At 41.0% G+C, this 16,138-nt stretch carries 11 protein-coding genes and 1 riboswitch; all 11 genes read right to left on the bottom strand.

The annotated features are described in order from the left end of the window. Positions 1-188: 188 nt before the first annotated feature. The 11 genes from BMY70_RS31525 to BMY70_RS05125 all read right to left on the bottom strand — a co-directional run bounded on the left by BMY70_RS31525 (position 189) and on the right by BMY70_RS05125 (position 16,010). A complete protein-coding gene (locus BMY70_RS31525; protein WP_310590631.1) occupies positions 189-1,112 on the bottom strand; it encodes a GNAT family N-acetyltransferase in 924 nt (307 codons plus the stop codon). A 1-nt stretch (position 1,113) separates the two neighbouring features. Continuing rightward, the gene (locus tag BMY70_RS05170) at positions 1,114-1,599 is read right to left on the bottom strand and encodes a GNAT family N-acetyltransferase (RefSeq protein WP_090334730.1); all 486 of its coding nucleotides are present in this window, start codon (positions 1,597-1,599) and stop codon (positions 1,114-1,116) included. 196 nt (positions 1,600-1,795) lie between these two features. Further along, positions 1,796-2,074 (bottom strand): hypothetical protein, encoded by a 279-nt coding sequence (locus tag BMY70_RS05165; RefSeq protein WP_090332951.1) that lies wholly within the window; start codon positions 2,072-2,074, stop codon positions 1,796-1,798. 252 nt (positions 2,075-2,326) lie between these two features. Further along, positions 2,327-3,772 carry a SusD/RagB family nutrient-binding outer membrane lipoprotein gene (locus BMY70_RS05160; protein ID WP_090334727.1) on the bottom strand — a complete coding sequence of 482 codons (1,446 nt, stop codon included), beginning with the start codon at positions 3,770-3,772 and terminating at the stop codon, positions 2,327-2,329. Positions 3,773-3,817: 45 nt separating this feature from the next. Then, the gene (locus BMY70_RS05155; RefSeq protein WP_090332948.1) at positions 3,818-7,018 is read right to left on the bottom strand and encodes a SusC/RagA family TonB-linked outer membrane protein; all 3,201 of its coding nucleotides are present in this window, start codon (positions 7,016-7,018) and stop codon (positions 3,818-3,820) included. A 173-nt stretch (positions 7,019-7,191) separates the two neighbouring features. Beyond that, positions 7,192-8,379: a cysteine desulfurase family protein gene (locus BMY70_RS05150; protein ID WP_090332946.1), complete on the bottom strand. Its 1,188-nt coding sequence runs from the start codon at positions 8,377-8,379 to the stop codon at positions 7,192-7,194. Between the two features lie 41 nt (positions 8,380-8,420). After that, the gene (locus BMY70_RS05145; protein ID WP_090332943.1) at positions 8,421-9,674 is read right to left on the bottom strand and encodes a peroxiredoxin family protein; all 1,254 of its coding nucleotides are present in this window, start codon (positions 9,672-9,674) and stop codon (positions 8,421-8,423) included. A gap of 156 nt (positions 9,675-9,830) precedes the next feature. After that, positions 9,831-9,923, bottom strand: a riboswitch (SAM riboswitch). Positions 9,924-10,158: 235 nt separating this feature from the next. Then, positions 10,159-11,004 (bottom strand): sugar phosphate isomerase/epimerase family protein, encoded by an 846-nt coding sequence (locus BMY70_RS05140; protein ID WP_090332940.1) that lies wholly within the window; start codon positions 11,002-11,004, stop codon positions 10,159-10,161. 40 nt (positions 11,005-11,044) lie between these two features. Further along, complete coding sequence (locus BMY70_RS05135; protein WP_090332936.1) at positions 11,045-12,235, bottom strand: FG-GAP repeat domain-containing protein; 1,191 nt, start codon at positions 12,233-12,235, stop codon at positions 11,045-11,047. Positions 12,236-12,432: 197 nt separating this feature from the next. Beyond that, on the bottom strand, positions 12,433-13,515 hold the full coding sequence (gene rhaT / locus BMY70_RS05130) for an L-rhamnose/proton symporter RhaT (protein ID WP_090332932.1): 1,083 nt from the start codon (positions 13,513-13,515) through the stop codon (positions 12,433-12,435). A 272-nt stretch (positions 13,516-13,787) separates the two neighbouring features. Continuing rightward, positions 13,788-16,010, bottom strand: coding sequence for a T9SS type A sorting domain-containing protein (locus tag BMY70_RS05125; protein WP_090332930.1), 2,223 nt, complete (start codon positions 16,008-16,010; stop codon positions 13,788-13,790). Between the last annotated feature and the right edge of the window lie 128 nt (positions 16,011-16,138).

Here is a 16,138-nt window from a genome sequence, read left to right as displayed (position 1 = left end):
ATCTAAGGATATCGGCAACCAGAACAGTTACAAGTATTTCAACTATTTTATGAGATTTTTTCAGGGTTGATATACAAAAAGACAAAGCCGAGAAGATATTATGCAAATGACAACATCAATTTAGAAAACGAATGCTGTATGTTTTTCAGAAAAATACTGAAATTGGCTCAGTATACTTTTCAGTTCATTTAAATATACTGCTCCATTTTTATATGTTCAATATTTTCTTCTACAAACGTCTCTCCAAATTGAGAAAAGCCGTTTTTTTCATAAAATTTAGCCGCCCTGATTTGGGCATGTAGATAGGTTCTTGAACCTTTTGGCAAATCAGAAAGCAACGCTTGAACCAATGCACCTCCCACTCCGCTTCCACGATAGGTGTGCAATACGGCGAAACGTTCCAGCTTATAGCCGTCTTTCGTTTTTCGCCATCGCGCAGTACCAGCGGGTAGGTCGTTAACTTTTGCAAGAAAATGAGTGGCTTCGTCATTTCCATCTTCTTCGGCCGTTGCGCTTACATTTTGCCCAACAACAAAAACCTGTCGGCGGATTGCGAATGCAGTTTTTAAATCTTCCGGATTTGTAATTTTTTCAACTTCTACCTTGTCAGGATTTTCCGTTATCAAATCCGATTTCTTATTTTCCATAATAGTCAACGCTCTTTCTAAAAAACTCTTCTTTTTAAACGATGCTTCCACCTCATTAATCGCGAGCATAATGTTGTTTTTAGTATCAGTGAGTTCCGTCATGGCATCGATCATAATTTCCCAAACCGGTTGCATCTGCTTGATTAATTCTTCTGCTTTTGGGGTCAGCTGAATCAGCCTTTTGCGATCATCTTTTTTATCCTTTGTCGAAAAGATCAGCTTTTCCCTTTCCAGTTCTTTTAACAAACTGATTGTGGAAGGATGTGCATAACCAATTTCAGCAGCAATTTCTCCAATACTAAGACACGGTTTATCTTTTAAAGTATAAATTACCGGAAACCACTTCGGTTCGAAATCGATTCCGTTTTCCTTATAAATCTGTAAGCCGTCTTTTCGTAATCTGTCACTAATTCTTTGTAAACGTGTGGAGATTGCCAAAATTCCGGATTGGTCTATACTGTTCATACTATTTTATTTCAAGATGATAAAAGACATTATCCGCTGACATAATCGGAAATGATGACGGCAGATCTTTCTTTTCTAGCGAAAGGAAGCCGTTTTTTTCATAAAAGCGAATCGCTGCTTTCAGGATATCAACCGTACCCAGATAGAGATCGGTAATGCCATTTTTTTTACAAAAATCAATCAGGCCTATAAGTAGTTTTTGGGCGATTCCGAATTCCTTACCACGAAAATCTTTACTTACAAACATTTTACGGATCACTCCTTTTCCATCTCCAATAGAAATCAGTGCGATAGTGCCAACTACCTTTCCATCCTGTAAGGCGGCCCAGAAGTTTCCTCCCGTCGCCTGATAATTATTTTCAATATCCATTAAATCCGGCTGGTCTTCAAGAGTGATCGGAACACCAAACTCGATCTGCTGAATAGGGATAATTAAGTCGACAATTTGCTGGGAATAAAGATTTCCCACAGGTTCGATTTGAGGCATATCAATCATCATTTTTTATTTTATGTACAAATATATGTAGTTGACTACATAAAATAAAAAACTTATTGAATTAAATGCTCAGAGAACTGAATTAATATTAATTCATTAAAACGTTTTGGTACTCAAACAGAAAATGGAAGATCAAACTATAAGGTGGCTGTCAAAATATTATAGTCAGACTTGGATGGGAAGAAACTCAGGGAGTACACCACATTTCTGTCGAGGCAGCAAACGGGTTTGGATAAACTTTTTCAACAGCAGAAACTTCGCGGTTGGACTGAATTAATCTTACAACAGAATCAAGCTCGATTAGGTGTGAAACTTCAACAGCAAGAACCCCAACGAAGTCTTTTCCTTTGCTCATCAGATTCAAATGTTTGATTTTAACACCTTTAACAGATTCAATCAGCGAAGTGATTTTGTGAAGACTTAAATTATTACGGTAAGCAATTTTTATTTGATACGTGTTTTTCATTGATTGTGAAGTTTATAGTCATTGATGATTCAAGTATTCGTTAATAAATTTTATCCTCATTGGAATACTCAAATTTACAAACTCTTTTTAATTATCCTATATAGTCTACAAGTTTTATATATTAATAACGTAAATAAATCTGGTATCGTACCCAAAACAATCTTCATTCTTTAAAAAAAAAATGTTCTCCACCGAAAGTGCGGCTTTCGGCAGAGAACATTTCAGTGTGGATTATTTAGCTTATTTCCCTGACTACTGGGCATCAAACCACAATTTTGTTGTCAGCTTGTCTTCTCCCTGACTCGCAACTGCTGCTTTATAACTTGCGCTGTTCAACGCCTGTTCGCCGGTTGGATATGTTAACCGCAACGGGAATTTTCCGTTCAAAACACCTGCATAAGCTGGTTTTAGCTGTGGATAATCCAATCGTCTCCATTCAGTATACGCTTCCAAACCCTGACTGAATAATGCGATCCATTTTTGCTCACCAATCGATTTTTTGTAGTTGGCTGCGTTATAAGCAACGATGGGCTGCGCAAGATAGGCTGTGATATCACCCGAACTTACTTTAAACTGCTGCAAAGACGCTGTAACTGCATTTTTATATAAGGCTGCTGCGTCATCTGAAATAAATCCGCGTTGCGCCGCTTCCGCCAGGTTGAAAAGTACTTCTGAATAACTTAAAAATACTGCGGGCGACGTTGGCGCAGTGAAATAATCGCCAAGCTTGGAAGTTTTTGTAAAGCCGAGTTTCGCCGCTGAATCTGCCAGCAAGCCGTTCGTTACGCCGACATAATTATTTGGCGTAGCGTCAACTGTTTTATTTGCAAAAATGGGCAGGCGAGGATCTTTTAATTCCAATAATTTATCAACAACCGACTTGCTGACACGGTAATCATCACGTGTTTCCCGGTCTCTTGACACAGGATTTTGATTCGGCGAGCTTAAATAAATCAGCTGGGCAATTTCATCATTACCTGCAATAAGTAAACTTGGATTTGCCGCCAATTCTGCCACGACCGATTTCGCAGTGGCAGGATCTTTATCTGCGATACGAAGCGCGATACGCAAGCGTAGTGAATTGGCAAATTTCTTCCATTTCGTAAGATTTCCGTTGTATACCAAATCGCCGCTGATTGGGCTCCCACTCGTATTAATCAAATCACCTGCCTTTTTCAGATCGTTCAGCAAACCGAGATAAACATCTTTTTGAGCATCGTATTTTGGCGTTAAATACTGGTCAATTTTCACTGCCTGACTGTACGGAATATCTCCATACAAATCTGTAAGCATTTGGAAAGACCAGGATTTCAAAATCAAACCAACGGCTTGATAATTCACATTTCCTGATTCCTCGCCCAGCTTGATAACCTTGTCAAAATCAGTAAGACCAAGGGAGTAAAAATTTGTCCAGACGTTCTGAATATTGGTTACGCTGGCCGTGTATTTATCAGGATCTGTATACTGGATTTTCGCCCAATGCTGAACATACAAAGTCGTAGTTTCCATCGACGCGTCTGATCCTAAAATAATATCGGCATTGGATTTGATCGCATTTGCCAGCAAATATTCAGGCTGGGCAACGATCGCTTCATTTGGATTATTATTCACTTCTTCAAGATCATCCTGGCAAGCGCCCAGTAATGCTGTAAGAGCCAAAGTGAAAACGCTTCTGAAAATTATATTTTTATATTTCATTATTTCTGTAATTAAAAGTGGAACTGCGTCGCCTGAGGCCAACAATTAAAATCCAATTGACAAGTTAAAACCGTAAGAACTGGTTGTCGGCAACTGAAGTGATTCCAAGCCCTGGCCTGTGTTTCCAGTATTAAATGCAGTTTCCGGATCAATATTATCCGCTTTTTTCTGCAAGAATGCCAGGTTACGGCCGTAAACCGAAAGCACTACATTTTGCAAACTGTATTTTCCAACCCAGCTCTGCGGAAATACATAACTCAGTTTTACTTCTCTCAATTTGATGAATGAAGCATCTAAAACACTGGCTTCATTGATACCTGCACTGTTGCTGTAAACACCTTTATAATAACGCTCCGCAGAAACAATTGTGGAATTTGGTTTTCCGTCGGCAGTAACACCTTTTGCAATTATTCCATCGTCGTATACAACTTCACCCGCCGGCGCACTGCCGCCCGTACCTAATTGAACTGCCGCTCCCGATTTATTATTTCCCGGATAGTAGTAAGTCAGACCCCCGTGCGCTGCATCACGTCCTTCAAGCGTCTGAACTAAAACGCCGGTATATTTTCCGGTTGCATTTGTAGCAGAATAAATTGAGCCGCCTTGTTTCGTGTCGATTAAAACACTCAGATTAAATCCTTTGAACGAGAATGAGTTGGTGATACCACCTAACCATTTTGGAGTATAATGTCCTAAAACCTTCAAGTTAGCATCGCGAACTGGCAGACCATTAGCACCGATCACGATATTTCCAGTCGCGTCTCTTGTGTAGGCCGTTCCAAAGATCGCTCCGTAACCAAGCCCTTTGCTTGCATAAACAGCTGCGGAGCCGTTTGATCCAAGTTTGTAGTCATTCAGAAATCCTTCGTCATCCAGCGAAATTACTTTACTTACGTTTTTAGAAAAATTAATTCCCACATCCCATTTGAAACCAGACTCGGCTTCAATCGGTTTGATATTCAACATCGCTTCAAAACCGCGGTTGTTGATGTGACCTGCGTTCAAAAGTTTTTGTTTGTAGCCTGTTGTCGGGCTTACATCCGCCTTCAAAATCTGGTTGTAACTGTCCGTATTGTAGTAACTAAAATCAAGTCTGGCTCTGTTTTTAAACAAGGCAAGATCCAAACCTACTTCTGTCGAGCGGGTAATTTCCGGTTTCAGATTTGAATTTAAAAGTACGTCAGAAACCGTCAGCAACGGGCTACTTCCGAAAGGCTGATTAAATGGATAGGTATTGATCAACTGATACGGGTCAGTATCCTTTCCAACTTCCGCCCATCCACCGCGGATCTTGGCAAATGTCAATACATTGCTTTTGATATTAAATGCATCGGTAAGTACCAAACTCGCATTAACCGACGGATAAAAATAGGAATTATTTCCCGCCGGAAGCGTCGACGACCAGTCGTTTCTGGCTGTAAGGTTAAGGAAAGCATAGTTTCTGAAACCGATCTGAGCCGATGAAAATCCACTGTAAACTTTTTGTTTACGCAAGACATTGTATGAAACCAACGGATCGCGCGAGTTATTCAAAGTATATAAATTGCTAACAGCCAGTTTAGGCGCCTGCTGATAGTTTTGTTCGCTAAAATTGTACCGAAAGCTTCCTCCAACCAACCAATCCACTTCAAAATCAGCTCCGATTGCCTTGTGTAAATTGAAGTTAAAGTCTGTATTGTTCTCATTTACAGCGTAACCATCTTCCGTATACGATCCGAACGGCGTTCCGTTTGTTCCGTATGCAACTTTAAATTTACGCCTATCCGTGTAGTAATCATTTCCAGTACGAACCGTTGCGGTCAGCCAGTCTGTGATTTTGTAATTCAGGTTTACATTACCAAAGAATCTGTCACGGCGCTGCTCCACTGTATTTTCATATTGAAGCAAATATGGATTACTGTAATAGCTGTGGTTCCAGTTATAGTCAAATCCACCTTTGTTATAATCTTTCAGCAATTCCGTGTCGACCTGACGCCCGAACCATAAAAATTGAAGCATCACACTGCTTCCACGCCCTGATGTTCCCGGTAAGTTGTCGGAACCTGTACGAACAAAATTCGCGCTTGTCGACAAAGTAAGTTTATCATTGATTCGATATGTGGTATTGGCGCCGAATGAATTTTTAGAAATATCTGTGTTCGGAATAACACCTGTTTGCTTGCTGTTATTGAATGAAAAACGATAATCCAGTTTTTCATTTGATCCTGAAACCGCAACGCCTGTCGTTCTGGTATGACCTGTTTCAAAGAAATTTTTCACGTTATCAGGATGGGCAACAAAAGGAACTGCCTCTCCGTTTGAAAAAAACTGCGGAATCAGACGACCGTCCATCCTCGGCCCCCAGCTTTCATCAGTAGCGTCATTAATTCCTCCTCCTTTTCCGTCTTTATAAGAAAATTGTCCACCTGTGCCTTGTCCAAAAACATTTTGATATTCTGGCAAAACAAGCAGTTTGTCAAGTGTATAACCAATATTCAGCGTTACCCCCAACCCTTTCTGGGTCGATTTCCCAGATTTTGTTTTAATCAGAATAACGCCATTTGAAGCGCGTGAACCATACAATGCAGCTGCATTCGGACCTTTTAAAACACTGATCGATTCAATATTATCCGGATTTATATCGGCAATGGCATTGGCGAAATCGCGTGATCCGTTTGCTCCAGCGCCCAGTTGTGAGTTATCGACAGGAATTCCGTCTACTACAAATAAAGGCTGATTATTTCCTGCAATTGAAGTTTCTCCGCGTATTACAATTCTTGAAGAGCCCATCCCGCCCTGGCTGCTTGTAATATTTACACCGGCGATTTTGCCCGCCAATGCATTCACCAAATTGCCTTCTCGAGCCTCCGCCAAATCTTTTGTCTTTAATTCCTGCACCGCATAACCCAGCGATTTTTTCTCTTTGGCAATACCCAAGGCTGTCACGACCACTTCCTGTAAAATCGTATTGTCACTTTCAAGAGCAACGTCCAGCTTTCCGCTTGCCGGCACAATAACTTCTGTCGTTTTCAATCCAATGAAAGAGAAAATAAGCGTCGCTCCGGCTTCCGATTCCAAGCTATAAGTTCCTTCTGCATTTGTTGTTGTCCCACGGGATGTTCCTTTTACTAAAATTGAAACGCCCGGTAAAGCCTCCCTGTCAGCTTGCGATGTAACTCTCCCGGTTACTGTGATGTTCTGAGCGAAGACAGTACTTATTTGCCCGAAAAAGATCATCAGGAATAAATAAACTAGATTTTTTTTCATACTACTTGGTACTAACTGTAAGGTGAATTGTTATTCAATTTATTATCCTATTAAAAAGATAGATTTAATATACAAATATAGTCTATCTTGGTTTTTTACAAAACATTTGAAAGTTCTGCGCGTGAACGGTATTTGACTAGAAGCGAGAGAAAATCGTTATACTCAGCGAAGAATTAATGAATCCAGGTGAAAGATTGCTGCAAAACACCTGATTCGGAAGGCGTTGAATCAGCATTATAAATTTTCACAATCGTTTCTACGATATGGTCAACCTCCTCAGCGGTATTAAATTTACTGAAAGAAAAACGTACATTTTCTTTCTCAGCTTCGTGATTTATCGATCTGATCACATGCGATCCGCCGTTACCCAGATTAGAACACGCGCTTCCGCCCGACACGGCTATACCCAACTGGTCAAGATTGTTTACAATACTCCCTATATGAAGACAAGGAAAAGATACATTTAAAATTGCGCTTAAACTTTTATGCTCCGAGGCGCTCTCGCCATTGTAAGTAATATTCCCGATTTCGCTGTTTTCCAGCTGGGCAATAAGACGTCTTTTCAAGGTCAATGTATGCTCATGGATCAGGTCAAAATCGCGGTATGCAATTTCCAGAGCTTTTGCCAAACCTACGATTCCAATCACATTTTCAGTTCCGCCGCGTTGTCCGTCTTCTTGTCCCCCACCCAGGATTCTTGGCTTTAGCTTATGCCTTTTGTTGATATAAATAAATCCCACACCTTTTGGTCCGTGAAATTTATGCGCCGATCCTACTAAAAAGTCGACTGGGTATTCAGCCAGATTCAGTTGAACTTTCCCGATCGTCTGCGTAGTATCTGTATGGAAAGCAGCGTTATATTTTTTGGCCAGCCGGCTTATCGCCTGAATATCAGTAAGATTCCCGATCTCATTATTTCCATGCATCAAACTGACCAGCGATTGCGGATTGGCTGCCAGCAATCTTTCCAGATGTTCAAGATCAACGTTGCCTTTCTTGTCCAGTTTCACATAACTGATCTCGATATCGCCTTCACGTTCATGTTTTAGAAGTGGCTCAAGAACAGCCTTATGTTCAATTTTACTTGTGATCGCGTGACGCAAACCATATTCTCTGATCGATTCTGACAAAGCAAGATTATTCCCCTCCGTTGCGCCGGAAACAAAAAATATTTCCTGGGGCATTACATTCAGCAATTTTGCGATTTTCTGGCGTGAAGCATCGACCGCTTCTTTCACTTTTCGCCCAGCCCAATGGCTGGATGAAGGATTACCAAAGTTTGTTGTCAGGAAAGGCAATATTGTTTCAATCACCTCAGGATCGATGGCTGTCGTCGCAGCGCTATCACAGTAAATTTCCATAGTAAGGTTTTTAGTTTGAAGATTAACTTGAGTATTCTCTATTAAGGAAGCGGTTCAGCAATTAATTTGGCAAGATCAGCATTCCATTTTTTTACATAATCGTCATAAAACTGACCCGTTCCTTTTCCGGAAAATCCGGTATGGATCTCTTTCACTTTGCCATCGCGGCCAACAATAATTGTGGTTGGAAATGCGAGAAATTCTTTCAGTGCTACCAATTTTTGCGCAACCACTTCTTTGTCTGCCTTACCAGCGAAAAGCAAATCATACTGGATATCGTAGCGGTTTTTCAATTTCGTCAGCGTCTTTTTAGCGAATTCAAGATCATCTTTCGCTTCAAAGGCCAAACCGATCGCTTCCACGCCAAGGTGTTTGTTTTCTTTGTACCATGGCGCCATAAACTGAACCTGATCAATACAGTTCGGGCACCAGGTACCAAGTAATTCAATGATCACGACTTTGCCTTTGTATTTTTCGTCACTAAGAGAAACCTGATTTCCGTTCAAATCCGGGAATGTAAAATCCAGTTTTTCATAACCCGGTTTCAGGAACGTCAGGGCATAAGCATCGGCAAGTGCTGCGTTGTCGTCTCTGGTACCACTGAATTTCGTAGGCGTTGCACCAGCTCCTATCGCTCCTTCAATTGTTTTTCCATCAATAATTTTCCCTTTCACATAAGAAGGACCAGACCCTGTAAATCCGGAAAGTACAAATTCATCACCCTGAACATTCCCCTGCAACTCACGACTATCGCCTGTAATTGAAAGAATGATACCGTTCAACTTATTTCCTTTTTGTTCGAAAACTGCAACGCGATCAGCCGTCGGCTTGTCTCCTTTAATTTTGACCAGCCATTTTCCGGTAATGTCGGCAGTTGGTTTCACTTCTTTTCCCGGTTCTACGAAACGGTAAGATTGTCCGGGCTTCGCAGTGAAAGGAATCACTCTACCCGCGCCCGGAACCAGGCTTTTGTGTGCGCCGCTTAAACTTCCGTCATTTTCGATTTTGGCGAAAAGTCCTGCCTCGAACGTATTAAGCGTAATCAGGAGAGAATCCGGGGCAATAAATTTTGCGTTGAAATCATCCCGGCGATCACCGTTGATGGCCGTTACAACCAGTTCGTTGCCTTGCTTCTTTTTAACCTCAAAATTAAACGGCACATCCAACTCACCCACCTTAAACTCTCCCCGCCAGCCCCCTTCCTTAATCTGCTTGTTTTGTGCCTGAGATTTAATTGATAATGAAGAACACAAGGCCATTACTACCAGGATGAATAATAAACGATTGATTTTCATATATGTAAGATTTAACTTAAATTATTAGTATATATTATCTACAATCTAACTAGACCGTAAAACAAAAAATTCACTTATTGCAAGTCTTTCTCGTGAACAACGACAAAGACACCTTAACAGGCGACACTCAGTACATTTTTTTCAGTGGATTCTAAAGATTTATCATTAGAATTAGGTTGGGGCACCTTATAAGTCATAGGTTGCCAGAAGATCATTGAGCCTAACCTCTCCCTTCGTTCTTTATAAATCTACTATTTCGATAGGCAAAGTTGTAACAGAAAAAATTCCTGTGCAAACATTTTCTTAAATTTTTTAAAAATTCTAGGCGCTTAACGTTTCTATGGTGAAACAGAAGATTTTGCTACTTTCTAACCGCGAGAAATTTTAATAAACTTTTTCTTTCTTATGCCATCTGAGACATATTAGATAATTTGAGAATTACAGAATAATCTTAGGTGATCATATATGTCTCAGATGGTGAAAATTATAAGTTTAAAGATTTAAGAAATTTCAACCCGTCGATGGCGATGGATTCTTTTGATGGTTCGATTTTACGCCAGATTGAAGCAGCCTTTGCGATTATTTTTACGTCTGGGGTAAAAGATTCGATAACAATGTCTCCTTGGTAATCTATTTTGTCAAGCGCCACAAAGATTCGCTCCCAATTGATCTGATCACCGCCTGGAGTACCGCGATCACTGCCGGATGCATGAAGTAAAGCAAGTTTTTTGCCTGCTTTCAGAATTGCCAAAGCAGGATCTTTCTCTTCCAGATTCATGTGAAAAGCGTCAAGATGTATATAGAGTGATTCGCTGTCTACATCTCTGAGCAGATTTAGGGCCTGATCGCAAGTATTGATAAAATCCGTTTCGTAGCGGTTCAACGGCTCGATTGCCAATCTTACATTCTGCTTTTCTGCATCAATGCAAAGAGTCTTCAGATGTTTCACAACAGTAAGCCACTGTTTATGGTGCTCTTCCTCAGATACCAGTTCGGCTCTTCCAACAGCGGAATAAATCGGTCCTGCGACGAGTGAACTTCCCAGGATCGGTGCGATATCAATCAGTTTCTTTATATATTCCATAGAGACGACCTGCTCTTTTCTGTTTCCCCGGAGGTCGCGTCCTGGTCCTGTTGCAGCACAAACGGATCGGCATTCCAGTCCGTTTTCATCCAAAGCATTTCTGATCACACCAGGATCAATGTTTGCTGGATCTTCGATGGCTATTTCTACAAAATCAAAACCCCATTCCTTAAACTTTGGAAAAAAACGAATGCTCTCGTTTGTAAATGGAGAGGAAAACAGATAGGTATTGATACCGAATTTCATGAATATGGAATTGAAAGTGTGTAACTGGCGACAATTTAAATTATTTTGTACTTCGGTTCTCAAAATAATGAACACCCTTTTTATTTCCAACGACGATGTCCGGTAAGCCATCTTTATTCATATCCTCAATTTCAACGTGAAGTCCAGATCCCGCTTCGGTGTCAATCTGATGAGCAGTCCATGTGGGATTTTTTCCAGGTTTTAACTCATACCAATATGTCAGAGACGCATCCTGAGCACCAGGGTCACCACCATTATGGGCATACCATCGCTTACCCGTGACAAGGTCCGGAATACCATCACCGTTCACATCTTTAAATCCCAAACTGTGTGACTGTGAAAACTCCCTGCCGATTTCATGCTCAGTCCAGGTCGTATTTCCCTGCTCATCTTTTCCCTGTTCATGCCACCAAACGCCATAGTTATGTGCGGAAGAGCTTAATACATCATTTAAACCATCCTTATTAACATCATAGACATACATTTGCGCGCAATCCTGGCTCAGATTTGCCGGGTGAAATTTCCAGTTTCTTGTTTTAGGATTACCGGTTCCTTCCCACCAACCATTTTTAACAAGCACGTCCGGTTTCCCGTCTCCGTTAATATCGCCATATCCCATGCCATGCGTATACATATGCGTAGCAAGTTCCGGATCGCTGCTAATAATATTTTTCTCCCACTCAAAATCTCCTTTTTTGCGGGGCTGACTTAGCCAAATCACTTGTTTACTTTCAGGATCATTAGCCAACAAATCAAGGCGGCCATCTCCGTCTATATCAACAAACATAGGAGATTCATTTCCGATAGACGGATATATCTGGCGGGCAATCCAATGTCCGGATTTTCCTTTTGGATTTTCATACCAAACTGCAGGTTTTGCGGCAATGTCGATACGGATCAAATCAACCCAGCCGTCCTGGTTTACATCTGCACTAAAATCTAGAAAAGAATCGCTGTAACCGTCTTTCCATGAAAATGTTTTCGGCGGCATAATTTCATGTTTTGTCCAGCCCGGAGCCTCAAACCAATAAGCGCCTGAGAGAATATCTTTTTTGCCGTCTTTATTTACATCACCGATTGCAGCTCCTTCGGCTATAAAATCGGTTGTAACAACATGCTTTTCAAAACTTGTCGGCCTTGCTTTTTTCTGAGCAAAACAGACAGATACTCCAAGAATCAATACCTGCGTCAAACAAAACAGACTGAAATATTTTTCATATTTTATCCTCATAGCGATTCAACATTTGGTTCGTTTACATAAGCCACGATTATTAGAATTATACCTGAAAGCTTGTAAAAAAGCCAGGTCATACCCGAAGGCACTTTCCTGGCTTGTTCTATCTTCTTCTGTAGTTTTTTGAATTTTTGTTTCGATGTATTAAAAGCTTACTGCCGGATCGAAATTTGATCTGGATAATTAAATGATAATCATTCGTGCAGGTAATTTCCGTAGCCGACGATCAATACCGATAAAACGATAACCAGAATGCCGATTATGATTGTATTCAGCGTTTTCTTGGTAACACCATTCCATTCTTTCAATACCAATCCCCAGGTATTAGCGATCAAAATGATAAATGCCATATGCAAAATCCAGGAACTCGGACCGTTACCTAATTTACTTTCCCCCATTCCGTAGAAGAAAAATTGCAAAAACCAGGTTGTGCCGGCGATAGCTGAAAAAATATAATTTGATAACAGCGGTGTACTTTGATCGGTATAGTTACTGAATGTTTTATTACGCACATTCAGCAGCATACACCAGATAAAATTCGTAGTCAAACCACCTAACAGAATAATAACATAGGTCACATTATTTTGAAAAAGGAAATTACCCTGACCAGGATTTGCTGCCTGCCAAATCTCGTTTGCCTCGTCTGCCATAACTTTTCCTGCATCGATCCCAAACGCAAAACAGGCACTCAAAATCCCCGAAATAATAGAAACGGTTAACCCTAAACCAATTTTGAATTCTGTATTACTATCAGAAACAACGCCGCTTCTTTTCAAATCGTTGTCTTTCATTGCACCAGCTTTACCGCAAATTATAATACCAATCACGCAGACAAGCAAACCTAGTAAAACCATTTGCCCCCAATCACTGGTAATCAGATCTTTAATAGAATCTTTTCCAGGCGTTGGTTCAAATAAATAATAAACGGAAGGAATCAAAGCGCCAAAAACAGAGCAAAGTCCGAGAATGATCGAACTACCAAGCGACACACCCAGATAACGAACGCCGAGACCATAGGTCAAACCGCCGATTCCCCAAAGTACACCAAAGAAATAAGTAAGAAATAAAATGCCGCCATCGGTATGTGCGATGATGTCCATATAACCCGGAATGGTAAGATATGCGGCAAGCGGAGGAACGATTAGCCAGGAAAACAACCCGCCAACAATCCAGTACGTTTCCCAGGCCCAACCTTTTACTTTTTTGTATGGAATATAAAAACTGCCGGAAGCAAAGCCGCCAATAAAATGAAAAATTACACCAAGAAGTGCTTGCATGAGGTACAGGATTTTAATGTTTTTTTGGCCAGTGAATGTGTAAGTCCAACTGTACCATTCATTTAACACGTAATTTGCTATCCATGTCGAAATAGCGCATCCTGTACCGTACTGCTCGAAATACGGTTTTTCGAATTAAATTTTACATAATTCCGCGGTTGCAGTATGGTAAGTATCTGAGCCTAAGTATTTACTTGGCAATTGGGATATTTATAATTTTTGAGTATTTTTTAGAATTAATTCAACTCAAAATAGATCGCCAGCTATTCCTGCTATTGAATAACGATCTTTCTGACAACTCTTGCCGCACCCGTATCGAATTCAAGCACGTACAATCCAGATGGCCAGTTTAAAGTGGAAATCTCTTTTTCCTGGTTCGCTCTGATCGAAATATTTTGCTGAATCATTGTTCCATTGACAGAAAACACTGTGACATTCGCATTTTGAGCAGAGAGCACTTTTACAAAATCTCTTGCCGGATTTGGATATACTTTTACGCTTGGCTCAATTGGCGGCTCAACAGGCGTTATCGTGACATCGAGTTTATTTTTAAGCAGCCGCAAACCGCCCGCTCCGTTACCAATGGCGATATCCGGTTTCCCATCACCATTATAATCTCCAACGGCCGCATATAAATACGCTCCAAAAAGAGGATCAGCACCGGTGCCATTATTGTCGATCAGCAAACTTTCCCGCTGCGACCATTTCCCAAAATCTGCTGAATGAAAAATTCTCAACTTTCCGGAAAAGTCTACCGTTACCATATCCTGCTTTCCATCAAGGTCAATGTCTGCAACGGACAACTGTACGTTTCTCCCTTCATAATTTGGAGTAATTCCGGCAAAAGCTTCCGTTTCAAGCTGTAAGGCAAACTGTTTGTTGGTACCTGTATTTTTAAAATAATTAACATTTCCCTGCGGTTTTCCCACCAGCAAATCCAAATCTCCGTCATTGTCCACATCATAAAAAAGGGGAAAGTCTGCTAGTTGCGACTGTGCCGGCATAGCAATCGCGACCAGATTAGCAGGGTTTAGTTGAACTGCCTGTCCATTCGCAGCCTTGTTTGGTATATAGTAATATGCCAGACCGCGTATTGTCGTCCCGGAAAAACCCAGATCCGGAACTCCGTCGCCATTAAAGTCGGCCCACTGAGGTTTAAGATTATACATATCCAGCGACGCCGGGATGTTCAGATAATTGTCGGAAGCAACTTCAAAAACCGGATTGACTTTATCCCCAACGTTCCGAAGCAGCCAAAAACGTCCGCGAAAATTGTTTCCATCCCTTGTACCACCTGCTCCTACTAGCATATCTAAATCACCATCGCCGTCTACATCGAAAAACGAAGGCGCGGCATTTTCGCCAACATCCAGCATTTGGTCCTGAAGAAAATTCTTTTGAACGAGGTTGAAATTAGCATTATCACTCGTTCCCGAATTATGATAAAACCAGTTGGAAGATTGATAATTCATTAAATTACCGTCGTTATTCGGCACATTTGGCGCAGCGATCAAATCCTTTACTCCATCAAAATCTACGTCCTCGTAATAAGCAGATGGAAAGATATAAAATGAGATTGGGTCTGCCGTCGGGTAATTATGTGTAAAACTTGTGAAATCAGCGACGAGGTTTCCGCCCGTATTTTTCAGAAAAGAGATATGGTCATTACTTACATGTCCAATGATCAGGTCTTTTTTCCCGTCTCCATCAAAATCATGCAGTAAAATAGAATTGCCGGCATGCATAACACGTCTCGGCGAAATATTTACGACACCGCAGTCCTCGCCCAGCACAAAATCCTCCCCATCGCCTTTATGAAAATTACCCCAGCAATTTCCATTTCTTTTGTAAACTAAGCTATCCGGAACATTAAAACGCTCCATGCTCATATTCTGATGAAATTCTATGTATACACCCTGGGAGTCAAAGGTTATCACATCCAGATCGCCGTCATTATCAAGATCAACAATACCTGGTATATCCTGACTGGAAACCTGCAAATTTACCACGGTAGACAATCCTTCAGTATACAGCGCATCTTTCACTAATTTCCAGGACCAGACTGCGCCATCCCGTACCTGCTTGTAAACCATGATTCCTAGCGGAGTGAACGTGAAAAGATCCTTGAATCCGTCATTATCATAATCGGCCAGGATCATCCAGTTGTCAATTTTTGGAAAACGATATTGATAAGCCGGAGCATGTATCCATACTTTTTTTTGGGAATTTGCCGGATCGACACCTGCAAGAAATGTGGAAATGGTACCGCTGGTTCTTTCAAAAACGATCAGATCTTCAACATTATCATTGTTCAGATCCATCTTGGTATACTGCGCAGCATTCAGACCACCAGCCCAGGGATTGATCAACTTTTTTCCATTAGCAGAAAGTACCGTGGTGGTATCCATTTTAAACCAGGGCATTTGAGCCTGGCTCTGCGAAATCAGAATAACCGAAAATATAAAGAATAAGAGGCAGGTAAATTTCGTACGCATCGTTGAATAATAATCTATTAATTTTGTCAGCCCTTCGGGCGATCACAGCTACCGTAAACGTAACGAAATTACAAAGCATTTGATTGAGCGAAACGGGCAAAGTTTATGAACCGATTTTTTACCGTCTG

The organism is Dyadobacter koreensis (assembly GCF_900108855.1).
GTDB lineage: Bacteria > Bacteroidota > Bacteroidia > Cytophagales > Spirosomataceae > Dyadobacter > Dyadobacter koreensis.
Note: the sequence above shows the minus strand (reverse complement) of the source record. Positions and strands in the feature narration are given on the sequence as shown.

Excerpts from the sequence above, each read along its gene's own strand:
- BMY70_RS05125 (WP_090332930.1), bottom strand. The coding sequence starts at position 16,010 with ATGCGTACGAAATTTACCTGCCTCTTATTCTTTATATTTTCGGTTATT.
- BMY70_RS31525 (WP_310590631.1), bottom strand. The coding sequence starts at position 1,112 with ATGAACAGTATAGACCAATCCGGAATTTTGGCAATCTCCACACGTTTA.
- BMY70_RS05165 (WP_090332951.1), bottom strand. The coding sequence starts at position 2,074 with ATGAAAAACACGTATCAAATAAAAATTGCTTACCGTAATAATTTAAGT.
- BMY70_RS05150 (WP_090332946.1), bottom strand. The coding sequence starts at position 8,379 with ATGGAAATTTACTGTGATAGCGCTGCGACGACAGCCATCGATCCTGAG.
- BMY70_RS05170 (WP_090334730.1), bottom strand. The coding sequence starts at position 1,599 with ATGCCTCAAATCGAACCTGTGGGAAATCTTTATTCCCAGCAAATTGTC.
- BMY70_RS05160 (WP_090334727.1), bottom strand. The coding sequence starts at position 3,772 with ATGAAATATAAAAATATAATTTTCAGAAGCGTTTTCACTTTGGCTCTT.
- BMY70_RS05155 (WP_090332948.1), bottom strand. The coding sequence starts at position 7,018 with ATGAAAAAAAATCTAGTTTATTTATTCCTGATGATCTTTTTCGGGCAA.
- BMY70_RS05135 (WP_090332936.1), bottom strand. The coding sequence starts at position 12,235 with ATGAGGATAAAATATGAAAAATATTTCAGTCTGTTTTGTTTGACGCAG.
- BMY70_RS05145 (WP_090332943.1), bottom strand. The coding sequence starts at position 9,674 with ATGAAAATCAATCGTTTATTATTCATCCTGGTAGTAATGGCCTTGTGT.
- rhaT (WP_090332932.1), bottom strand. The coding sequence starts at position 13,515 with ATGCAAGCACTTCTTGGTGTAATTTTTCATTTTATTGGCGGCTTTGCT.
- BMY70_RS05140 (WP_090332940.1), bottom strand. The coding sequence starts at position 11,004 with ATGAAATTCGGTATCAATACCTATCTGTTTTCCTCTCCATTTACAAAC.